Here is a 21,326-nt window from a genome sequence, read left to right as displayed (position 1 = left end):
CTTGTTGAGAATCATCTGGAGTGAATGACGGCTGCGACGAGATAGATCATGGCTGAGAAGCTCTGATCTGTTTTGTCGCAGCGCATGGCGATGCGTTTGAACTCTTTGAGTTTGCAGAAGAAATTCTCGATGAGGTGACGCCACTTATATATCTCGGCGTCAATCTTGCGTGGACTTGCCCGGCGAGGATGCTGGGAGATGACGACCTTGGCGCCACGCTCGTCCAGATCGGCGATGATGGTGGCAGAGTCATAGGCTTTGTCACCGATCAATCCGCCGAACTCCAAATCCTGGATCAAAGGGGCGACACCAACAGTGTCAAACCGATGGCCTGGCAGGAGGACGAAACGCACCAGGTTTCCGAGCGCATCCGTAAGAGCCAGGATCTTGGTGGTCATGCCGCCCTTGGAGCGACCTATGGCCTGGCTCTGAGTCCCCCTTTTGCGCCCTGACCATGCCGGTGGACTTTGACGATGGTGGCGTCAACCATGGCGTATTCCATGTCGGGCTCGTCCGAGCACGCCTCGAAAAGCCGAATGAAAACATCAGCTTTGACCCAGTCACGGTAACGTTTGAAGATCGTGTTCCACTTGCCGAACGAGGCGGGAAGGTCTCGCCAGGGGCTGCTCGTCCGCGCTATCCAAAGCACCGCCTCAATGAAAAGGCGATTGTCGCTACCGCTCCGCCCTGGATCACTCGGCTTCCCAAGGCAATGCGGTTCCATCTTCGCCCATTGGGCATCGGTCAGTACAAAGCGTTCCATCCGAAGCTTGAATCACGACCAAGCAACGGATGGAAGATAAATCTCAACAAGCCCTAAAGCGCCATCATCGCCAGGCCAGGTATCGGGCGCTGAATCCGGGGCCGACCGGTATTATTTCGATTCCGATATGAGGCTGGGCGGCCGAGCTGGCGGTGCGGCTGAGCCATATTCTGGCACCACGCCCACCCCCAAAAAGAAACGGCCGCCCCGGATGGGACGGCCGCTCTTGTACTGAAGTACCTTTGAAATCAGGCTTAGGCGGCCTTGCCGCTCTTGGCGATGATTTCGTCGGCCACGTTCTTCGGCACCGGGTCGTAGTGCGAGAACTCCATGGTGTAGGAGCCACGGCCCGAGGTCATGCCACGCAGCTGACCGATGTAACCGAACATTTCGGACAGCGGCACATGGGATTCGACAGCGATGTTGTGGCCACGCTCCAGCTGGCCCAGCACCGTGCCGCGACGACGGTTGATGTCGCCGATCACGTCACCCAGGTAGTCGTCCGGAACCACCACTTCGACCTTCATCACCGGCTCCAGCAGGATCGGACCGGCGGTCCGGATGCCTTCGCGGAAGCAGGCCTTGGCGGCGATTTCGAACGTCAGGGCGTTCGAGTCCACTTCGTGGTACTTACCGTCGATCAGGGTGGCTTCGAAGTCCACGGTCGGGTAGCCGGCCAAGACGCCGTCTTCCTTCTGGACTTCCAGGCCCTTGCCCACCGACGGGATGTATTCGCGCGGCACGGTGCCGCCGACGACCTTGTCGACGAAGCTGAAGCCGGCGCCGCGTTCCTTCGGCTCGAAGCGGATCTTCACTTCGGCGAACTGGCCCGAACCACCGGTCTGCTTCTTGTGGGTGTAGGTGTATTCGATGGTCTTGGTGATCGTCTCACGATAGGCCACCTGCGGACGGCCCATCACACCTTCCACGCCGAACTCGGTGCGCATACGGTCGAGCGTCACTTCCAGGTGCAGCTCGCCCATGCCGCGCAGCAGGGTCTGGCCGGTGTCGCGGTCCGTTTCCAGACGCAGCGACGGATCCGCGCGAACCATCTTGCCGATGGCGGCGCCGAACTTGTCCTGGTCGGCCCGGTTCTTCGGCTCCACCGACACGCTGATGACGGGGTCGGGGAAGCGCATGCGCTCCAGCACCACCGGGGCGGTGGCGTCGCACAGGGTGTCACCGGTATCCGTCTCGGCCAGCGAGACGAAGGCCACGATGTCGCCCGCGCGGGCTTCTTCCAGGTCGTTCGCTTCCTTGGCGAACATTTCCACGATACGGCCGATGCGCTCACGCTTGCCGCGGGTGGTGTTCAGCAGGGAAGTGCCCTTGGCGACGACGCCCGAGTAGACGCGCACGAAGGTCAGCGAGCCGTACTTGTCGTTGATGACCTTGAAGGCCAGGCCGGAGAAGGGCTCATCGTCCGACGACTTGCGCTCGCCGTTCGGGTTGCCGTCCGGGTCCACGGTCTTGATGGCCTCGACGTCCGTCGGCGACGGCAGGAAGGCGACGACCGCGTCCAGCAGCTGCTGCACGCCCTTGTTCTTGTACGAAGAACCGCACAGGACGGGGGTGAAGTCGCCCTTCAGGGTGCCGAGACGCAGGCATTCCTTCAGCACGGAGGGGGCCGGCTCTTCACCGGACTCCAGGTACTGCTCCATGGCCGCGTCATCCTGCATCAGGCAGGTGTCGATCAGCTCGGCGCGGTACTCGGCGACCTTGCTCAGCAGCTCACGGTCATAGGCGTTGGTGATCTTCAGCTTGTCGGCCAGGTCGTCGGTGATGTCCCAGATTTCCCACTGGCTGTCCTTTTCCTCGGAGAACCAGACATAAGCCTTCATCTCGACGAGGTCGATCATGCCCTGGAAGTTGTCTTCCGAGCCCAGCGGCAGCTGGATGACGGCCGGGGTGGCGCCCAGGCGCTTGCGGATCATGTCCACGCAGCGGCTGAAGCTGGCGCCCGAACGGTCCATCTTGTTGATGTAGCACATACGCGGAACGTTGTAGTTGTCCGCCAGGCGCCAGTTGGTCTCGGTCTGGGGCTCCACACCGGCCACGCCGTCGAACACCACCACGGCGCCGTCGAGCACGCGCAGGGAGCGGTTCACCTCGATGGTGAAGTCCACGTGGCCTGGGGTGTCGATCAGGTTGATCTTCTTGTCCTTCCAGAAGCAGGACACGGCAGCGGACTGAATGGTGATGCCGCGCTTCTGTTCCTGTTCCAGATAGTCGGTCGTGGTCGACGACTTCAGGTCCTTGGTGTCATGAATGTCGACGATCGTGTGCTTGCGACCCGTGTAGTACAGGATGCGCTCAGTGGTCGTCGTCTTGCCGGCATCGACGTGGGCGATGATGCCGATGTTGCGAATGTCGTCCAGCGGTGTGCTGCGGGGCATTAGAGGGCTCCGTCGTCCAACGTCCGGTGCAAAAGAATGAAGCCGGCGCGGGGGAAGTTCAAAAACGAGCGCGGGCCCTGACAAGGACCCGCATGAAAAAAGCCGGGGGGTCCGACGGCACGCCGCATTACCTCCCGGGCGGGCGGATATCTAGCGCGTTCCGCCACCTTTTCCAAGGGCTCATGCGGCATGTCACCCGTGAGCAGGGGAGATTCAGGCGCATGGCCCCGGCACGCCACCACGCAACGGCGGCTGGCACCACCCCAATGGCCCGGGACTCCATTTGCACGCGCAGGTTCCTGCGGGTACGGTGTGAACACGTTAGTGCGGCGGGGGAACTACCCTTGACCGATGCTTTGGACCCCGCCATGGCCGAGACACTGAACCGCGTCCTTTATGTCGATGATGAGCCTGACATCCGGGCGATCGTCGAACTCAGTTTGCGCCATGTCGGCGGCCTCGACGTGCGGCTGGCCGAGTCCGGCGGCCAAGCCCTGGAAATCCTGGAGGCCCGCCTGGAGGGCTGGACGCCGCAACTGATCCTGCTGGACGCGGTGATGCCGGGCATGGACGGGCCGGCCACCCTGGCCGCCATTCGGGCGCGGCCCACCCTGGATGGGGTGCCGGTCGCCTTCGTCACCGCCATGACGCAAGACTCCGAGGTGGCGGCGTTCAAGGCGCTGGGTGCCGTGGGGGTCATCGCCAAGCCGTTCGATCCCCTGGCCCTGCCTGGCAGGGTCCGTGACGTTTGGGGCGCCACGATCCACCCATGACCATGGACAGCCGCCCCGACGCCTCGCCCGCCCCGGCCATGCCCGAAGACTTGCTCGCCCGGTTGCAGAAAATCCGGCAGGACTTCATGGCGGGCCTGCCGGACCGCCTGGCGTTGATCCACCAGGCGGCGCAAACCTGGGTTGAGACGGGGGACGCCGTCGCCCGCGCGGACTTGGCGCGCCACAGCCATTCCTTGGCCGGGTCTGGCGCCACCTTCGGCCTGCCGGACCTGAGCGTGGCCGCCCGCGCGCTGGAGCGATTGCTGAATGAGCCTGGAGCCATCCCCCCGACCGCCCTGCGGGATGCCCTCCAGGGGCTAGAATACGCGGCCACGGTCGCGACACCCGCCGCCCCCGCCACCCCCCTGCCCGCGGCACCAGACCTTCCAACCCAAAGCCCCTTGCGTCCGGTCCATATGGTGCGGCCCGAGGGCGCGTCCGGCGATGACTTGGCCGATGTCCTGGCCGCCTACGGTTATGCCTTGACCGTCTTCCCGGATGCCCAGGCCCTGGCCGCCGCCACGGAGGCGCCGGAGGCAGTGATTCTGGATCTGAACCCCTACGACCTGCCCCCCGGCGCCGCCCTCATGGCGGATGCCAAGGGGCGCAAGATCCCGACGGTGGCGTTGTCGTCAACCACAGGCTTCGCCGCCCGCCTGGCGGCAGCCCGGGCCGGCTGCGACGCCTATGTGGTGAAGCCGCCCGACGCCAACGCGCTGGTGGATCATCTGGACCGCCTAACGGAGCGCGATCCGGACCAGCCCCTGCGCATCGTGATCGTGGACGACGACGTCACCTTGGGCGCCTATTACGAAATGGCCCTGCAGTCGACCGGCATGCAGACCCGGCTGGTGACGGACCCGATGCAAGCCATGGAGGCGATCTACGATCACAACGCCGACCTGGTGGTCACCGACCTGATCATGCCGCAATGCACCGGCTTCGAGCTGGCGGCGGTCTTGCGGCAATATGACGGGCTGCTGGCCCTGCCCATCGTGTTCCTGACGGCGGACCTGGACGCGGAGACCTATCGTTCCGCCGTGCGTACCGGCATCGACGCCTACATGACCAAGCCCGTGGACCTGGGCGACCTGGCGGAAACCGTGCGGGCCCGCGCGCGGCGGGCCCGGCAGTTGAAGGCGCTGATGGTGCGCGACGGCCTGACCGGCGCGTACAACCACCTGATGATCCAGGATCTGCTGGCGTCGGAGGTGGCGCGCGCCCGGCGCGACGGGACGGCGCTGTCGTTCGCGATGCTGGATATCGATCACTTCAAGAAGGTGAACGACCGGCATGGCCACGGCGCCGGCGACCGCGTCATCAAGGGGTTGTCACGACTGCTGCACCAGCGGCTGCGCCGCACCGACATGATCGGCCGCTATGGTGGCGAGGAGTTCGCCGTCATCATGCCCCACACGGCCCCCGAGGACGCGGTGGCGCGGCTGAACTATCTACGCCAGCAGTTCAGCGACATCCCCTATGTTCATGGGGACACGCAGTTCCAGGTGACATTCTCCGGCGGGGTGGCCGGCTTTCAGGATGGGCGGGACGCCAAGGCGCTGAACCAGATGGCCGACGCCGCCCTGTACCGGGCGAAGAACGCCGGCCGGAACCGTATCGAACTGGGATAACACGGCAGGCGCGGCGTTCGGGCCGCTGTTTACCGCACCGGTGCCGTCACGACCTTGGCCGTGGTGCTGACCGCGGTGCCGGCCACGTCGGCCGCCGTGCCCACGGCGGTGCCGGCAGCATCCACCACCACGCAGCCGGCCAACCCGCCCAGCGCCAGGCCCAGCAGCAGCATGCGGCTGCCTACCCGGCAAATCTTACCCTGAAACAGCGACATGCCCGCCATGGCGAAACCCCTTTGTTGCCCTGGGTTCCCGGCCGTCCGCGACGACGGGTGGGAAACCTGGGGGCCGGTCGCCGACCCCCTCGCTTTATACGAAAGCAAAGGGCGGGCCAGGCTGGTCTCAATCAGGCTATGCCGTCAGGGGCGGTCATGTCGAAGCCGAGGGGCGTGATCGACACCAGGCCATGCTTCAGGGCCCCGGCGTCGGTATCCGGCCCCAGGATGGGCATGTGCCGGCGGAAGGCCATCCAGTGGTAGGTGCCGCCACGCAGGTCGGCACGGGCCTCGACATCGATGCGGTCCAACGTGCCCCGGCTTTGCCGCGTCACCACGATATCGCCGACATCGGACACGTCCAGGTCGGGGAAATTGATGTTCAGGACGGCGTTGGCGGCCACCCGCAAGCCCAGCGCATGGTCCAGCACCCGGGGCAGCAGGGCCCGCGCCGTATCCCACCGCACATGCGCCCTGTTGGTCAGGGCCAGGCTGAAGGCCATGGCGGGCACGCCCAGCAGGCGCGCGGTCAACGCCGCCGCCACGGTGCCGGAATACGGCACCTCATCCCCCACGTTGGCGCCCCGGTTGATGCCGGACAGCACGATGTCCGGCGGGGCGTCCTTCAACAGGTGGCGCAGGCCGAAGATGGCGCAGTCGCTGGGCGTGCCCGTCAGGGCGTAGCGGCGGGCGCCCCGCTCCTCCACCCGCAAGGGGGCGGTCAGGGTGACGGCGCGCGACATGCCGCTCTGGTCCTTTTCCGGCGCCACCACCCAGACCTCGTCCGCCACCTCGGCCACCAGTTCGGCCAGCAGGGCCAGGCCCGGCGCGTTGATGCCGTCATCGTTGGTCAGCAGGACGCGGCCCAGGCGGCGGGGCGAAGCGGAGGAAAGCGGCATGGGACTGGCCTCAAGGACGGTGGGACCCTATAGATACCGGCGCAGCTTCCGGGGCCTGGGCGTGGATGGCAAGCCGCAATGTCGTTCGCACCGCCCGCTTGAACGCTTTTTCCGTTCGATTTTTCAGGAGCTTGAAGGCCATGCCCGAAGACCGGCTGTCCACCGCCCTCTGGGTCCAGCTGCACCTGCGCCGCTGCGCCGCCGACAGCATCCCCGTCTATGTCCTACGCAAGGGCGAGGCGGAAAGCGGCCTGATCCTGCTGAAGGTGGTCATCCCCTTCCAGGGCGCCAAGGTCTACACCCAGAGCCGCGACATGGACGGCAAGCTGGGCTGGTTCCCCGGCCTGAGCGGCGCCCAGGTGCCGGAATCCGAGGCCGACGCCTTCATCGAGCGCGCCACGCGGCGCGACCCCGACCTGTGGGTAATCGAGGTGGAGAGCCGCGACGGCGGCCATCCGTTCGAGGGCAAGGTGATCTGACCCCATAGCGCCCAAGAGGACAGGCATAGGGCTTGGCCGCCCTGCCCTGGCCAGACAAATCCCGACAGTATTCCTGCCCCGTATATTTATATTATTATTTAAATATTGATCCAACAACCTTGAACAAGGTCTCTAAGCGGCTCTAATCTCCTTTATAAAACAATCCATAAGGGAGAGGGGTATGCCAAGATCAGTGAGCGTCAGGGTTAAAATCCTGGCGGCCGTCCTATTACCGGTCGCCGCGATGATCATCATCGCCATCCTGAGCACCTTCCATGAGCGCACCCTGATGCTGGAAGGCCGCAAGGAGCAGATGCTGCGGCAGGTCGAGTCGGCAACCAGCCTCCTGGCCTATTATCACGACCAGTCGACCAGCGGGAAACTGAGCGAGGCGGAGGCGTTGGAGCGCGCCAAGACCGACATCCGCGCCATCCGTTTCGCCAACGGCAATTACATCTTCGTCTACACCGATACCGGCGTCGCCCAGGTCGTCGGCCCCCAGCCGCAGATGGAAGGCAAGGACCTGATCGACCTCAAGGACCCGAATGGCGTCCCGTTCATCCGGTTGTTCACCGAGGCGGCGCGGGCCGGCGGCGGGGACGTGGCCTACGCCTTTCCCCGCAAGCAGGGCGACCCGCCCGTGGCCAAGCTGGCCTCCATCCGCCCCTTCGCCCCGTGGAAGCTGCTGGTGGGCGCCGGGGTCTACATCGACGACATTGACACGGTGTTCCATCACCGCCTGATGACCTACGGCATCGCCCTGGCGGTGGTGAGCCTGGCCATCCTGGGACTGTCGCTCTACCTGGTGCGCACCATCACGCACCCGCTGGAGGCCATCACCGACGCCATGGTGCGCCTGACCGACGGCGACCGGAACATCACCATCACCCACGCCGCGCGCGGGGACGAGATCGGCAAGCTGGCACGGGCCCTGACCGTGTTCCGCGACAGCCTGATGGAACTGGACCGCAAGGAGCAGGAACGGCGGGAGGCGGCCGGCCGCGCCGCCGAGGCGCTGAAGGCGGAGCGCGAGGCCATCGCCAACACCTTCCAGCAGAGCGTGATGGGCCTGATCCAGCGCAGCGCGGAGGCGGCCAACGAAATCCACCACACGACGGAGACGATGAGCGACGTGGCCGACCGGGCCAGCATCCAGGCCCGTGACGCCGCCAGCGCCGCCGGCCAGGCCAGCACCAACGTGCAGACGGTGGCCGCCGCGTCGGAGGAATTGTACGCGTCCATCAGCGAGATCAGCCGCCAGGTGGCGGACGCCGCCCGCATCGCGGTCGAGGCGGCGGACCAGACGGGCAAGATCAACACCATGATGCTGAGCCTGTCGCAATCGGCGGGCCGGATCGGCGAAGTGGTTCAGCTGGTGGCCGGGATCGCCAGCCAGACCAACCTCCTGGCCCTGAACGCCACCATCGAGGCGGCGCGCGCCGGCGAGGCCGGCAAGGGCTTCGCCGTGGTCGCCAGCGAGGTGAAGACCTTGGCCACCCAGACGGGCCGCGCCACGGAGGAGATCACCGCCCAGGTCGCCGACGTCCAGCAGGAAACGGCACAGGCCGTCGCCGCCATCCGCACGGTCAGCGGCGTCATCGACCAGATCCGCACCATTTCGTCCGGCATCGCGGCGGCGGTCGAGGAACAGGGCGCCGCCACCCGGGAAATCGCCCGCAACGTCACCGAGGCGGCCAGCGAGACCCAGGAGATGAGCGCCAACATCGGCGGCCTGACCGAGGCGGCGGCGACCACGGGGTCGGTGGCGCAGAAGCTGCTCTCCGCCTCAAGCGACCTCGCCCGGAATGCCGAGCGGATGCGCGGCGACGTGGACAACTTCCTGCGCGGCATTCGCGCCGCCTGACCCGCCAGGGAGCCAGCGCGGCGGACTCAGCTACTCCGCCGCGCTGGCCTGCCCATCGGTGTTGGCCGGGACCAGCCGGCGGGCGGCGCGGCGGGCCTTGCCGCGGTGCAGCTGGCGGTCGATCCAGCGGCTGAAATCCTCCATGTAGAGGTACAGCACCGGCGTGATGTAGAGCGTCAGCAACTGTGACACCACCAGGCCGCCCACCACGGCCACGCCCAGGGGTTGGCGCAGTTCGGCGCTGGCGCCGGAGGCCAGCGCGATGGGCAGCGTGCCCATGAGGGCCGCCATGGTGGTCATCATGATGGGGCGGAAGCGCAGCAGGCAGGCGCGGTAAATGGCGTCCCGCGGCGCCGCCCCGTCGCGCCGGGCCTCCAGCGCGAAGTCGATCATCATGATGGCGTTCTTCTTCACAATGCCGATCAGCATCAGCACGCCGATGATGGCGATGACGCTGAGGTCGAAACCGAACAGCATGAGCGACCCCACCGCCCCCACCGCCGCCGAGGGCAGGCCGGACAGGATGGTCAGCGGGTGGATGAAGCTTTCATACAGCACGCCCAGCACGATGTAGATCACCGCCACCGCCGCCAGCAGCAGCAGGCCCTGGTTGGCCAGCGCCTGCTGGAACACCTGCGCCGTGCCCTGGAAGCTGCCGGTGATGCTGTCCGGCATGCCGATGTCGCGCTGCACGCCCTCGATGGCCGTCACGGCCGCGCCCAGCGAGACGCCCGGCGCCAGGTTGAAGGACAGGGTGACGGCCGGCAACTGGCCCTGGTGGTTCACGCTGATCGGGCCCGAGGTGCGGTCGACGCGGGCGACGGCCCCCAGCGGGATCAGCTTGCCGCTGTCCGACCGGATATAGACGCGGTTCAGCACGTCGGCCGACTTCTGCGCCTCCGGCGACAGTTCCAGGATCACCTCATAATCGTTGGTCGGCGTGTAGATGGTGGAGATCTGCCGCGTGCCGAAGGCGCTGTAGAGGCTGGAGCGCAGGTTTTCCGCCGTCAGGCCCAGCATGTAGGCCTTGTCCAGGTCCACATGGATGGAGGCGTTCTGGCCGGATAGCTGCAAGTCACTGGTCACGTCCTGCAACTGGGGCATCTGCGCCATCCGCCGCAGCAGCCGGTCCGACCACAGGTAAAGCTGCGGCTGGTCCAGGCCCTGCAGCGTGTACTGGTACTGGCTCTTGGACTGGCGGCCCGAGACGTTCAGGTTCTGCACCGGCTGGAAGAAGACGTTGATGCCGGCGATGCCGGCCACGTCGCGGCGCAGGCTCTGGATCACCGTCTCCATGTCGGGACGGTGGGCGCGGTCCTTCAGCGACATGAAGATGCGGCCGGTGTTGGTGGCGTTGCCGCCGCCCCCGCCGCCGACCGAGGAAATGAAGGTCTCGACATAGGGGTTCTTGGCCACCGCGGCCGCCGCCTGCTGTTGCAGGGCGATCATGGCGTCGAAGGAAATGTCCTGCCGCCCTTCCGTCTGTGCGAAAATCTGGCCGTTGTCCTCGGTGGGAAAAAAGCCCTTCTGCACCTGCTGGAACAGCACGACCGTCCCCACCAGGGTGGCGAAGAACACCGCCACCACCACGCGGCGGTGGGCCAAGCACCAGGTCAGGGTGCGATCATATCCCCGCAGCCAGGCCTGGAACCCCGCTTCCGTCACCCGCTCGAACCGGTTGGGCGGGGCGTGGTGGTCATGGTTGATGAAGCGGCTGCACAGCATCGGCGTCAGTGTCAGCGACGTGATGGCCGAGGCCGCGATGGCCAGGGTCACCGTCACCGCGAACTCATGGAACAGCCGGCCGACCACGCCGCCCATCATGAAGATGGGAATGAACACCGCCACCAGCGACAGGGTTATGGAGACGATGGTGAAGCCGATCTCCCGGCTGCCCTTCAGCGCCGCCTCGAACGGGGTCATCCCCTGCTCGATATAGCGGACGATGTTCTCCAGCATCACGATGGCGTCGTCCACCACCAGGCCCACCGACAGGGTCAGCGCCAACAGCGAGATGTTGTCGATGGAAAAGCCGAAGGCCTTCATGGCGCCGGCGGCGCCGATGAGGGAGATGGGCACGGCGATGCCGGGGATCAGCGTGGCGCTGACCTTGCGCAGGAACAGGAAGATGACCATGACCACCAGGCCGATGGTCAGGAACAGCGTGAACTGCACATCCTCCACCGCCGCCCGGATGGACAGCGAGCGGTCGATCAGCACGTTGATGGCGATGGAGGGCGGCAGGCTGGCCTTGAAGGTGGGGATGACCCGCTTCACGGCGTCCACCACCTCCACCGTGTTGGCGTCGGGCTGGCGCTGGATGGCCAGCACGATGGTGCGGGTGCCGTTGAACCAACTGGCGGTCCTGTCGTTCTCCACCCCATCGATGACGCTGGCCACATCGCCCAGGCGCACCGGCGCGCCGTTGCGGGTGGCGATGACCAGTTGGGAAAAGCTTTGCGCGTCGAACAGCTGGGTGTTGGTTTCCAGGATCAGTTGCTGAGCGGCCCCAGCGACCACCCCCACGGGCGAACTGGAATTGGCGGCGGCGATGGCGTTCTGCACCTCATCCACCCCGATGCCCCGGGCGGCCAGCGCCTCCGGGTTCAGGCGGATGCGCACCGCGAATTTCTGCGCCCCCCAGACCTGCACCTGCGCCACGCCGCTCAACGTCGACAGGGCCGGGCTCAGCAGGGTTTCGGCGTATTCGTCCACCCGGCTCAAGGGCAGGGTCGAGCTGCTCAAGGCCAGCAGCAGCACCGGCTGGTCGGCCGGGTTCACCTTGCGGTAGCTGGGCGGGGTCGTCATCTCGATGGGTAGCCGGCGCTGCACCCGCGACAGGGCCGCCTGCACGTCCAGCGCGGCGCTGTCGATATCGCGGTCCAGCGCGAACTGGATGGTGACGGTGGTGCTGCCCTGCACGCTGGTCGAGGTGATGCTGTCGATGCCGGCGATGGTGGAGAACTCACGCTCCAGCTGGATGGCGACCGATGACGCCATGGTATCGGGGCTGGCCCCCGGCAGGCTGGCCGACACGCTGATGACGGGGAAATCCACCCGCGGCAAGGCCGCCACCGGCAGGTAGCGATACGCCAGCAGTCCGCCGAAGATCAGGGCCGCCGTCAGCAGGACGGTCATCACCGGCCGGCGGATGCAAAGCTCGGAGAGAGTCACGTCCGCGCCTTTCCGCTGACTTGCGCGGCCCCGGCGCCGATGGTGACACTGGGGCTGGCGGCGCTGGACTTGGCGCCGTCCGCCTCCACCCCGCCGCCTTCAGCACCGCCCCCTTGGACACCGCCCCCTTGGACTGGCCGCTCCGTGATTCTGGCGCCGGGAACCAGGCGCAGTTGCCCCTCGGTCACCACCCGCTCACCCGCGTCGACGCCGGACGCGATCACGGCCCCCTGCTCGGCCCCCTGCTGGGCGAAGCGGGCCACGGTCACCGCGCGCATCTCCACGGTGTCGTCGGGCTTGACGACGAAGACATAGGGGCCCGCCTGGCCGCGCTGAACCGCCACCGCCGGCACGGACAGCACGTCGGCCTCCATGCCCAGGTGCAGGGTCACGTCCACGAACTGGCCCGGCCACAGGGCGCGGTCCTTGTTGTCGTACAGGGCCTTGAGCTGGATGGTGCCGGACTGCGCGTCCACGCTGTTGTCAACGAAGACCAGCCGGCCGGTGGCGTTGACCAGGCCATCGGTGGTCCGGGCGGACACCAAGGGAGCCGAAACCGGGGATGGGCGGGCACCGCGCAGGGCCTGGCGCACCGCCGTGACATGCCGTTCCGGCACGGTGAAGGTGACATTGATGGGCGCCACCTGCACCAGGGTGGTCAGGGTGGACCCGCTGTCGCTGCCCTTCACCAGATTGCCGGGACGCAGCTGGATGGCGCCCACCACCCCGTCGATGGGGGAGCGGATTTCGGTGAAGGACAGGGTGAGGCGCGCCTGGTCGACCGCCGCCTGGTCGGCCAGCACCGTCGCCTCCAGCGCCTTGGCCGTGGCCTGGGTCTGCTCGTTCTGTTGCAGCGAGACGGCACCCCGCGCGAATAGGCCGGCGGTGCGCTGGGCGTCCGACCGCGCCTGGGCCAGGTTGGCCTGGTCGCGAGCCAAGTTCGCCTCCGCCTGCATCAGGGCCGCCTTAGGCGGACGCTGGTCCAGCAGGAACAACAGGTCGCCGGCCTTGACCTCCTGCCCCTCCTCCACCTTGGCGGCCATCAGTTGGCTGTCGATGCGGGCGCGCACCTGGACGGTGGCGATAGGCTGCACCGTGCCCACCGCCGGGACATCCACGGGCATGGGGCCCCGCACCACCCGCGCCGTCGCCACCGGCATCGGGGCGTCACCGCCCCGGGGGCACTCTTCGAGACGGTGCCGGTCGCCTTCGAGGACGCCGTCGCGCCCCCGGCGCCATCGGCCCTGACGGCCCACAGGCGATAGCCGCCATAGCCGAGGGCCAGGATCAGGGAAACCGCGGCGACCGCCAGGCGACGATTCATAAGGACAACTCCGAACACGGGCGGATGGCGCCGAGCACGACGGGGCGCGGCATCATGGGAGGGGGGCCCAAGAGCGCATAATGCCGCAGATCACCGAATTTGCAGTCTTATAGGATATACACGCTTCCCTGGCACTACCCTTAAAGTGAGAGCGGCGGCCGTTTCCCCATGATCAGCGGCCCCAAACCTTGCCGTTGGGGCCGGCGGCGGCGCGGCATACCGCCCATCTCCATCCGCCGCACGTTCGTCCCTTCGCAGGCCGGGGCGAATAAGGTACACCGGCGCCGTTTTCAACATTGCCACTGTCAAAGACCTGAGGAGGCTTCTGAAACGATGCGCCGTCTGTTGCTGCTGTCCACCATCCTGGCGGGTTCGCCCGTCCTCTCGGCTTCGGCCGCCCTGGCTGCAGACGTTTCGTCCTCCTATACCGCCGACCATACCACCGGCCCACATACAGACGACCCACATACCACCGGCGGGTCGACCCCCGCCGCGGCGCAGGCTGCCCCCCAGGCGACGGACGACGCACAGTCCCCGCTGGACCAGATCATCGTCACCGCCACCCGCCGGGCCGAAACCCTGCGCGACGTGCCCGCCAGCGTGTCCACCGTGTCGCGCGAAGACTTCGAACAGAAGGGTGTGCTGTTCATCGGTGACGAGATCACGGACCTGCCGGGCGTGCTGGTGTCCAAGAACGACATGGGCACCTACACCTCGATCACCCTGCGCGGCGTGCCCAGCAAGGTGCACAACGACACGCTGGTCGTGATGATGGACGGCATCCCCTACGTCACCGGGGATGACGAGGTCGACCTGGAACAGCTGCCCTACAGTGCTGTGGGCCGGGTGGACGTGGTGCGCGGCCCGATGTCGGCCCTTTACGGCCGGGGCGCCATCAGCGGCACCATCAACTACCTGACCCGCGAGGTCACCGACGAGACCAAGGGTGAGGTTACCTTGCAGGCCGGCAGCGACGGCTGGCTGCACGGCGACGCCCTGCTGCAGACGCCGACCGTGAAGGGTGGCGCCTTGCTGCTGGACGTGGGGCATGAGCGGGGCGACGGCTGGCGCGACCGTACCGGCCGCAACGAGACCAACCTGTTCCTGAAGCACCAGCTGGACATGGGCGATGCCGGCCGGCTGACCGTCACCGCCACCTGGGTGGACACCCGCCAGCAGCTGGCCGGCGAACTGCCGGTGGACAGCCGGGGTGAGCTGATCAACCTGCCGGGCGGCCGCGAGGCCAACTGGAACGAGGACAACGCCGGCTTCTACAAGCGCATGGCCACGGCCACGGCGACGTATGAGCGGGACCTGGCCGATGGCCTGGTGGCCACCACCAAGCTGCACATCCGCCAAGCCCTGACCTCGGCCCTGCAAGGCTTCGCCACCGAGTACGACCCCACCGCCGGCTCGGTCACCTTCACCGGTTTCCGCGTCGACGGCAACACGGTCACGGGGTACGGGGAGCAGCAACTGTCCTGGACCCATGGGCCCTGGCAGGTGCTGGGCGGCGTCAGCGCGGAACAGGTGCGCGCCCACCATACCGAGCATTGGACCGGCCAGCTGGACAACACCTACTACTACGGTGAACAGCGCAGCATCCTGACCGGCCAGAACATCGACACCGATGAATGGGTGACGGATACCCAGCTGAACGCCTATGGCCGCGAGCGCGCCTACGCCGCCTACCTGCAGGTGGACCGGACCTTCGGGCCCGTCACCCTGGACGTGGGCGGGCGCTACGACTATTTCGAGCGGCACGTCGTCTATGGCGACACCACCAGCGGCGGCCCCAACGGCACCATCACGCCGGGCGGCACCGCCTATGACGACAACGCGCATTTCAGCCCCAAGGCGTCGGTCACCTGGAAGGTGACGCCGGAGGTCAGCGCCTACGTCGCCTATGGCCAGGGCTTCTCGGCCGCCTTCGGGCCGCTGTGGTCCTTCCGCACCCGCCAGACCGGCCTGAACCCGGAACTGGCGGACAATGTGGAGGCCGGCGTGAAGGGCGACGCCTTCGGCGGCCTGCTGTCGGGCAGCGTCACCGTGTATCGCCTGCAGCGCCACGACCTGCTACAGGTGGTGGAGGTCAACGGTGTGCCCCAGACCTTCAACACCGGCGAACAGCTGTCCCAGGGTGTTGAACTGGCGGGCAGCGCCCGGCTGGACGCGCTGGTGCCCCACCTGTCGGCCGACGTCACCTATGGCTACACCGAGTCCTACTGGCTGCAGGACCGCTTCGTGGAAAGCGACACCCTGATCCAGCGCGACTTCACCGGCAAGCGGGTGCAGGGCATCCCCCGGCACACCGGCAGCATCGCCCTGAACCAGGGCATCCCAGCCTGGGGGCTGTCGGCCAAGCTGTGGGTGGAGATGTTCGGCGACTACGCCTATGACAGCCAGAACAGCCGCATCAGCGGCGGCTACGCCCTGTGGAACACCACCTGGACGTGGACGCCGCCCCATCAGGACACGGTGGACCTGGGCCTGACGGTGCGCAACCTGTTCGACCGCAAGGTGAACCTGATCGAAGCCGACGACAACGGCCCGCTGGGCGCCTTCCCCCAGCCGCCGCGCCAAATCCTGGGCACGGTGAAGGTGCGGTTCTAAGCCGACCACCGAGACGTTGTGAAAACGGGCCATCCGGGAAACCGGGTGGCCCTTTTTCATGGCGCTCTGAGGTGCTGAGGAATGTTGGCCGTCTCATAGAATACACCCACGATGGAGCTAGGCGCGGCTGTAGTATAGACGATCCAATAATCCTTGACGCGGAGCCACAATCGGCCGTGCTTCGCCAGCAACGGATATGGTCGGGGAGCCGGCAAACCATCGGCGGGATTCGCCTGGATGCGCGCGGCCGCTTCCTCCAATACGTTCGCCAAGTTTAAAATGGCCGCATCACGGCCCAAGGCCTCGTAATGATCACGAAGATTGGTGATATGCCGCACCGCGCGCGGCGATAACCGGATCACAAGCGTCGCGCGACCGAGCGATGACTGGGGCGTTCTTGCTTAGCGCGGATCCGGGCAGCACTCTCGCGCAAATCCCGCAAGACGTCCGAAAGCGCCACACCTTCGCCGCGCGCGATCTCCTCCTCGCTAATGGCGAGGTCGCGTTCCCATTCTTCGGGGTGCTGGCGGGGCGGGGTATTCATACGGGAAAGGATAAGCCCCCAACGGGGGAAAATCCAGGCATCACCCCGCGCCCCTTCTCCCCGCTGTAAAATATCTTAAGTTGTTTCGTGACGCTTCCCAACCATGACGGACGCCATGACAAGCAGCATCGCCCTGTTCTTCCCCATGCTCGCCCTGTTCCTGTTCACGGTGCTGGTGGGGCTGCGGCTGTTCATCGTGCGGGTGCGGGCGGTGAAGCGCGGCAATGTCCGCCTCTCCTACTTCCGCAATTTCACCGCCGGCACGCAAACCGAAGGGTGCGCCACGGCCCAGCGCGCCTATGGCAACCTGCTGGAGGTGCCGGCGCTGTTCTACGTGATCTGCGTGGTGTTGATGGTGCTGCGCCAGGGTGACCACCTTTATGAGGCGCTGGCCTGGGCCTATGTCGCCCTGCGCGTGGTCCAAGGCCTGATCCACCTGAGCTACAACAACGTCCTGCACCGGGCGGCGGTCTATATGGCCTCCATGGCCGTGCTGACGGCGCTGTGGGTGCGGCTGGGGCTGACGCTGCTGGCCTTCCCCACCTGACGCTCAGCGGCTGGGACGGACCCGCCAGTAGAAATAGGAACGGACGACGGACGCCAAGGCCACGGGCAACAGCACCGCCATGGTCAGCCCCGGGCCCCGCATATGGAAGGGCGGCAACCACAAGGCCAGGGCCAGCAGCAGGAAGCCACCCGCCACGAACAGCCGGCCGCCAAAGCGGTGCGTCTGGTCCCATACCCATTCGTCATCGCGCGTCCACCAGGTGCGGATGCCGAGAAGATCGTTCTGGCGGAGCTTGCCCAGCACATTGCCCATCAGGATCATGAAGACGCCGAAGATCAGCGGCTGGGTCCGGGTGAAATCCACCGGATAGCCCAGAGTGCGGCCCACCATGACGAAATGAGTCAGCGCCAACATGCCGGTCAGCGACAGGCGCGCGGTGCGCCAGGCGGTGCCGGAGCGTTCCAGGTTCGCGGCCCGCGGGGTAAAGCGCGCCAAGGCCGGCAGCCCCACCGCGAAGACCAGGGTCAGCAGCGGCGACAGGGCCAGCGCCCAGGGCGACTTGGCGTAACCGTTGGCCTGGCCGTCCGATCCCCAATGCACCGGCAAGAGGGCGTCGGGGCCCACCCGGATCAGTACGTAGACGCTGGCCAGGGCCATGACGACCAGGATCTGAATCGTCGCCATCCAATAGAAACGTGCGGACATGACGCTGCTCCCCCGGGCGCTATTTCCCCGGCTTGGCCAACTGGATATCGCGGACCGCCCCGTCCCCCTGCCCGATACCCAGGCTGTCCATGAGACCGGACAGCGCCTCCTCCAGCACCGACAGGTTCAGGCGGTAATAGATGGTGGTGCCCTGGCGCTCCTGGTCCACCAGGTCCGCCTCGCGCAGCACGGCGAAATGGCCGGACAGGGTGGGCTTGGCCAGGTCGAAATGGCGGGCGATGTCGCCGGCCGACAGCGGCCCTTCCCTCAGCAACTGAAGGATGCGGCGGCGGCTGGGATCGGCGAGGGCTTTGAAGACGCGATTCATGAATCGGTATTTAGCAAATAACCGAAATAGCCACAAGCACCTTATGTCGCCCGCGCCGCAGCCACCCTACCGTCATTGCATTTTGCAAAATCGTCGAAGGAGGTAGCTCTTGTTAAGTGCAACACCTGACCTCATCGCAAAATGCGTGACGCAAATGACACACTTTAGGGGATGTAGGAAATTTTTGCCCAGCACCCCCTATTTCAACCCCTGAACATTCCCAGAATCCTGGCAAACGTGGAGTCGACGCTATAGACTCCGCTGTGACTTTTCGGTGACCGCCGGCCGGGAGCGGACCTTGGAAAACCTGTTGCAGACCCTGCGTAATCTGGGGCCGGTACGGCTGGGCGCCATCGGTGGCGTCGCCTTGCTGATCATCGCCCTGTTCGGCTTCCTGCTGTTCAACGGCTCGTCGCCCAACATGGCCCTGCTGTACAGCGACCTGTCGCCCAGCGACGGCGGCGCCATCGTGCAGCAGTTGGACCAGATGCAGCCGAAGGTGCCCTATCAGGTCAGCCCCGACAGCACGCGCATCGAGGTGCCGGCCGACCAGGTGGGCCGCATCCGCATGCTGATGGCGCAGCAGGGCCTGCCCACCGGCGGCAACGTCGGCTATGAAATCTTCAACCAGGCCGAAAGCCTGGGCACCACCAGCTTCATGCAGTCCGTGCAGCAGTTGCGCGCGCTGGAGGGGGAGCTGTCGCGCACGGTGAACACCCTGGCCCCGGTGCAGCAGTCGCGCATCCATCTGGTGCTGCCCAAGCGTGAGCTGTTCAGCCGCGAGACGCAGAAGGCCACGGCCAGCGTCGTCCTGCGCCTGCGCCCCGGCCAGCAGTTGAAGAAGGAACAGGTCGCCAGCATCCAGCACCTGATCGCCGCGTCGGTGCCGGGGCTGCAGCCCGACATGGTGTCGGTGGTGGATGACAAGGGCAACCTGCTGGCCCGGGGCATGGGCTCCGACAGCAAGGAAGCCATGATGGCGACGGCGGAGGAAAAGCGCCTCGCCTATCAGCAGCGCCTGACCGACAAGGTCGAGGAGATCGTGGGCCGCACCGTGGGCATGGGCAAGGTGCGGGCGGAGGTGACGGTCGACATGGATTTCGACCGCATCACCACCAACAGCGAAACCTTCGACCCCGACAGCCAGGTCGTGCGCTCCACCCAGACCGACAACGAGAACTCGGAAGACATCAACAAGGAGGGGCAGGACCCGGTCACGGTGGCCAACAACCTGCCCTCCGCCAACGCGGAGAACGCCAGCAACGGCGCCTCCAGCTCCAAATCCACCAAAAGCAGCGAGCGCATCAATTACGAGATCAGCAAGACCGTGAAGGTCCACGAGCGCGAGGCCGGCCAGGTGCGCCGCCTGTCGGTCGCCGTGCTGGTCGACGGCAATTACGTGCCCGACGACAAGGGTGTGGCCCAGTACCAGCCGCGCACCGACGACGAGCTGCAGAAGCTGGCGGCGCTGGTGCGCTCCTCCATCGGCTACGACGGCTCGCGCGGGGACACGGTGGACGTGGTCAGCATGAAGTTCGCCACGCCCGAGGGCGAGCTGGACGCCAAGGAAGAGACGCTGTTCGGCCTGCCCAAGCAGGATGTGTTCCGCATCGCCGAAACCATCGTGCTGGCCATCGTCGCCATCCTGGTCATCCTGCTGGTCATCCGGCCGCTGGTGGCCCGTGCCCTGGACCGCACGCCGCAACTGGATGAGGAGCCGGACCTGCTGTCCGACAGTGGCGGGGTGCCGCAGTTGGCCGGCCCCGGCGGCGGCGCCCTGGCCCGCGAGCTGGCGCTGGAGGCGGCACAGGCCAACGAGGAGTTGGAACAGATGATCGACATCAACCGCGTCGACGGCCGCGTGCGCGCGTCGTCGCTGCGCAAGGTGGGCGAGATCGTCGAGAAGCATCCGGAAGAGGCCGTGTCCATCATCCGCAATTGGCTGTACCAGGAAAATTGAGCGCGGACGTGAGCTTATGACCAACATCCGCAGGTTCCTGTTCGACAACTCCTTCGACCCCGAGGGCCGCCGCGTCGAGGTGCCGGAGGAACAGCTGCCGCCCGAGCCGGAGCTGCCGCCGGAACCCCCGCCGCCACCGCCCCCGCCGCCGGAGCCGACCTTCAGCCTGGCCGACCTGCAGCAGCAGGTGCGCATGGCGCGCGAGGCCGCCTACGCCCAGGGCCATGCCGAGGGCATGCAGGCGGGCGCCGACCAGTCCGCGCTGGCGCTAGCCAACGTGCTGGCGCAGTTGCAGGGCAGCGTCGCCCAGTTGATCCAGGCGGAAACGGCGGGGCGGGCCTTGCGCTCGCAGAACGCCCTGCGCATGGCGCTGGCCATCGTGCGCAAGCTGTTCCCCGCCATGGTCAAGCGCCAGGGGCTGGTGGAGGTGGAGGCGACGGTGAGCGCCTTCCTGGCCGAGTTGTCGGATGAGCCGCGCCTGCTGGTGCGGGTGCATGAGAACTGGCTGGCGCCGATCAAGGAGAAGATCGAGGACATGGCCGCGCGCCAGGGCTTCGCCGGCTCCGTCGCCGTGGTGGCCGACCCCCGCGCCGGGGAACTGGACTGCAAGGCGGACTGGGGGGACGGCGGCGCCGAGCGCGACGTCAGCGCCCTGTGGGCCGAGATCGACCGCATCGCCGGCCATCTGGGCCGGCCGCTGGAGGATGGCCGCGACGCGGCCGAATGAGCGTATAGGCCCTGATAGGCCAACATGTTATGGGATGCGCGACATGTTATCGGATGCACAACTGGGGCCCCGCCCCGGCGCTGAGAAACGAGGGAAGCGATGAGCCTGGACGATTTCGACGGCCAAGCGGGCATGGACGCCGATGGCGCCCCGATCGTGAAGGACCTGGAGGCCGTCTATGACATCCCGGTTCAGATCTCCGCCGTGTTGGGCAAGTGCACCATGCAGGTGAGCCAGCTCCTGAAGCTGGGTCGCGGCGCCGTGGTGGAACTGGACCGCAAGGTGGGCGAGGCCATCGACATCTATGTCAACAACCGCCTGGTGGCGCGTGGCGAGGTGGTCGTGGTGGAAGACCGCCTGGGCGTGACCATGACGGAAATCATCAAGTCCGAACGCACCTGATCATTTAAGTCGAGACGCGAG

17 protein-coding genes and 1 pseudogene are annotated in these 21,326 nt (G+C 66.5%); 9 read left to right on the top strand and 9 right to left on the bottom strand.

Annotation, left to right across the window (positions count from 1 at the left end; all coding sequences use genetic code 11):
- Window positions 1-11 precede the first annotated feature (11 nt).
- Both ULB03_RS11170 and fusA read right to left on the bottom strand, forming a co-directional pair.
- Window positions 12-724 (bottom strand): annotated as a pseudogene (locus tag ULB03_RS11170) (IS5 family transposase).
- Window positions 725-1,017: 293 nt separating this feature from the next.
- Window positions 1,018-3,159 (bottom strand): elongation factor G, encoded by a 2,142-nt coding sequence (fusA, locus tag ULB03_RS11165; RefSeq protein ID WP_322483184.1) that lies wholly within the window; start codon window positions 3,157-3,159, stop codon window positions 1,018-1,020.
- A gap of 344 nt (window positions 3,160-3,503) precedes the next feature.
- Here fusA and ULB03_RS11160 point away from each other — a divergent pair, with 344 nt between their 5' ends.
- Both ULB03_RS11160 and ULB03_RS11155 read left to right on the top strand, forming a co-directional pair.
- Window positions 3,504-3,932 carry a response regulator gene (locus tag ULB03_RS11160; protein WP_322483183.1) on the top strand — a complete coding sequence of 143 codons (429 nt, stop codon included), beginning with the start codon at window positions 3,504-3,506 and terminating at the stop codon, window positions 3,930-3,932.
- Entirely contained in the window at window positions 3,929-5,563 is a 1,635-nt protein-coding gene (locus tag ULB03_RS11155) for a diguanylate cyclase (RefSeq protein WP_322483182.1), read from the top strand. Before ULB03_RS11160 ends, ULB03_RS11155 begins: the two co-directional genes overlap by 4 nt.
- A gap of 29 nt (window positions 5,564-5,592) precedes the next feature.
- Here ULB03_RS11155 and ULB03_RS11150 read toward each other — a convergent pair whose 3' ends face one another.
- Both ULB03_RS11150 and surE read right to left on the bottom strand, forming a co-directional pair.
- Complete coding sequence (locus ULB03_RS11150; protein WP_322483181.1) at window positions 5,593-5,787, bottom strand: hypothetical protein; 195 nt, start codon at window positions 5,785-5,787, stop codon at window positions 5,593-5,595.
- A 122-nt stretch (window positions 5,788-5,909) separates the two neighbouring features.
- Window positions 5,910-6,677: a 5'/3'-nucleotidase SurE gene (surE, locus tag ULB03_RS11145; RefSeq protein WP_322483180.1), complete on the bottom strand. Its 768-nt coding sequence runs from the start codon at window positions 6,675-6,677 to the stop codon at window positions 5,910-5,912.
- A 140-nt stretch (window positions 6,678-6,817) separates the two neighbouring features.
- Between surE and ULB03_RS11140 the strand changes: the two genes are divergently transcribed.
- The gene (locus tag ULB03_RS11140; protein ID WP_322483179.1) at window positions 6,818-7,156 is read left to right on the top strand and encodes a DUF1491 family protein; all 339 of its coding nucleotides are present in this window, start codon (window positions 6,818-6,820) and stop codon (window positions 7,154-7,156) included.
- A 244-nt stretch (window positions 7,157-7,400) separates the two neighbouring features.
- Window positions 7,401-9,020, top strand: coding sequence for a methyl-accepting chemotaxis protein (locus ULB03_RS11135; protein ID WP_322483178.1), 1,620 nt, complete (start codon window positions 7,401-7,403; stop codon window positions 9,018-9,020).
- Window positions 9,021-9,050: 30 nt separating this feature from the next.
- On the opposite strand, the gene ULB03_RS11130 is transcribed toward ULB03_RS11135, so the two are convergent.
- Window positions 9,051-12,194, bottom strand: coding sequence for an efflux RND transporter permease subunit (locus tag ULB03_RS11130; protein WP_322483177.1), 3,144 nt, complete (start codon window positions 12,192-12,194; stop codon window positions 9,051-9,053).
- Window positions 12,191-13,354, bottom strand: a complete 1,164-nt coding sequence (locus tag ULB03_RS11125) for an efflux RND transporter periplasmic adaptor subunit (RefSeq protein WP_322483176.1) — start codon at window positions 13,352-13,354, stop codon at window positions 12,191-12,193. Before ULB03_RS11125 ends, ULB03_RS11130 begins: the two co-directional genes overlap by 4 nt.
- A gap of 497 nt (window positions 13,355-13,851) precedes the next feature.
- Here ULB03_RS11125 and ULB03_RS11120 point away from each other — a divergent pair, with 497 nt between their 5' ends.
- Window positions 13,852-16,131 carry a TonB-dependent receptor gene (locus ULB03_RS11120; protein WP_322483175.1) on the top strand — a complete coding sequence of 760 codons (2,280 nt, stop codon included), beginning with the start codon at window positions 13,852-13,854 and terminating at the stop codon, window positions 16,129-16,131.
- A 56-nt stretch (window positions 16,132-16,187) separates the two neighbouring features.
- Here the strand turns inward: ULB03_RS11120 and ULB03_RS27415 are convergent, their stop codons facing one another.
- A complete protein-coding gene (locus tag ULB03_RS27415) occupies window positions 16,188-16,493 on the bottom strand; it encodes a type II toxin-antitoxin system RelE/ParE family toxin (protein ID WP_416211121.1) in 306 nt (101 codons plus the stop codon).
- Window positions 16,494-16,790: 297 nt separating this feature from the next.
- Here ULB03_RS27415 and ULB03_RS11115 point away from each other — a divergent pair, with 297 nt between their 5' ends.
- Window positions 16,791-17,222, top strand: coding sequence for an MAPEG family protein (locus tag ULB03_RS11115; protein WP_322483174.1), 432 nt, complete (start codon window positions 16,791-16,793; stop codon window positions 17,220-17,222).
- A 3-nt stretch (window positions 17,223-17,225) separates the two neighbouring features.
- On the opposite strand, the gene ULB03_RS11110 is transcribed toward ULB03_RS11115, so the two are convergent.
- Both ULB03_RS11110 and ULB03_RS11105 read right to left on the bottom strand, forming a co-directional pair.
- A complete protein-coding gene (locus tag ULB03_RS11110) occupies window positions 17,226-17,888 on the bottom strand; it encodes an SdpI family protein (RefSeq protein WP_322483173.1) in 663 nt (220 codons plus the stop codon).
- Window positions 17,889-17,907: 19 nt separating this feature from the next.
- The gene (locus ULB03_RS11105; RefSeq protein ID WP_322483172.1) at window positions 17,908-18,216 is read right to left on the bottom strand and encodes an autorepressor SdpR family transcription factor; all 309 of its coding nucleotides are present in this window, start codon (window positions 18,214-18,216) and stop codon (window positions 17,908-17,910) included.
- A gap of 298 nt (window positions 18,217-18,514) precedes the next feature.
- Here ULB03_RS11105 and fliF point away from each other — a divergent pair, with 298 nt between their 5' ends.
- From fliF to fliN, 3 genes are all read left to right on the top strand, one after another.
- The gene (gene fliF, locus ULB03_RS11100; protein ID WP_322483171.1) at window positions 18,515-20,176 is read left to right on the top strand and encodes a flagellar basal-body MS-ring/collar protein FliF; all 1,662 of its coding nucleotides are present in this window, start codon (window positions 18,515-18,517) and stop codon (window positions 20,174-20,176) included.
- Between the two features lie 16 nt (window positions 20,177-20,192).
- The gene (locus ULB03_RS11095) at window positions 20,193-20,903 is read left to right on the top strand and encodes a FliH/SctL family protein (RefSeq protein WP_322483170.1); all 711 of its coding nucleotides are present in this window, start codon (window positions 20,193-20,195) and stop codon (window positions 20,901-20,903) included.
- 99 nt (window positions 20,904-21,002) lie between these two features.
- Window positions 21,003-21,305, top strand: a complete 303-nt coding sequence (gene fliN, locus ULB03_RS11090; RefSeq protein ID WP_004273939.1) for a flagellar motor switch protein FliN — start codon at window positions 21,003-21,005, stop codon at window positions 21,303-21,305.
- Window positions 21,306-21,326 lie beyond the last annotated feature (21 nt).

This window comes from Nitrospirillum goiasense, assembly GCF_034427435.1.
GTDB lineage: Bacteria > Pseudomonadota > Alphaproteobacteria > Azospirillales > Azospirillaceae > Nitrospirillum.
This window is presented reverse-complemented; position numbering and strand designations above follow the sequence as displayed.

Excerpts from the sequence above, each read along its gene's own strand:
- fusA (WP_322483184.1), bottom strand. The coding sequence starts at position 3,159 with ATGCCCCGCAGCACACCGCTGGACGACATTCGCAACATCGGCATCATC.
- ULB03_RS11155 (WP_322483182.1), top strand. The coding sequence starts at position 3,929 with ATGACCATGGACAGCCGCCCCGACGCCTCGCCCGCCCCGGCCATGCCC.
- ULB03_RS11150 (WP_322483181.1), bottom strand. The coding sequence starts at position 5,787 with ATGGCGGGCATGTCGCTGTTTCAGGGTAAGATTTGCCGGGTAGGCAGC.
- surE (WP_322483180.1), bottom strand. The coding sequence starts at position 6,677 with ATGCCGCTTTCCTCCGCTTCGCCCCGCCGCCTGGGCCGCGTCCTGCTG.
- ULB03_RS11140 (WP_322483179.1), top strand. The coding sequence starts at position 6,818 with ATGCCCGAAGACCGGCTGTCCACCGCCCTCTGGGTCCAGCTGCACCTG.
- ULB03_RS11135 (WP_322483178.1), top strand. The coding sequence starts at position 7,401 with ATGATCATCATCGCCATCCTGAGCACCTTCCATGAGCGCACCCTGATG.
- ULB03_RS11125 (WP_322483176.1), bottom strand. The coding sequence starts at position 13,354 with ATGCCGGTGGCGACGGCGCGGGTGGTGCGGGGCCCCATGCCCGTGGAT.
- ULB03_RS11120 (WP_322483175.1), top strand. The coding sequence starts at position 13,852 with ATGCGCCGTCTGTTGCTGCTGTCCACCATCCTGGCGGGTTCGCCCGTC.
- ULB03_RS11115 (WP_322483174.1), top strand. The coding sequence starts at position 16,791 with ATGACAAGCAGCATCGCCCTGTTCTTCCCCATGCTCGCCCTGTTCCTG.
- ULB03_RS11110 (WP_322483173.1), bottom strand. The coding sequence starts at position 17,888 with ATGTCCGCACGTTTCTATTGGATGGCGACGATTCAGATCCTGGTCGTC.
- ULB03_RS11105 (WP_322483172.1), bottom strand. The coding sequence starts at position 18,216 with ATGAATCGCGTCTTCAAAGCCCTCGCCGATCCCAGCCGCCGCCGCATC.
- ULB03_RS11095 (WP_322483170.1), top strand. The coding sequence starts at position 20,193 with ATGACCAACATCCGCAGGTTCCTGTTCGACAACTCCTTCGACCCCGAG.
- fliN (WP_004273939.1), top strand. The coding sequence starts at position 21,003 with ATGAGCCTGGACGATTTCGACGGCCAAGCGGGCATGGACGCCGATGGC.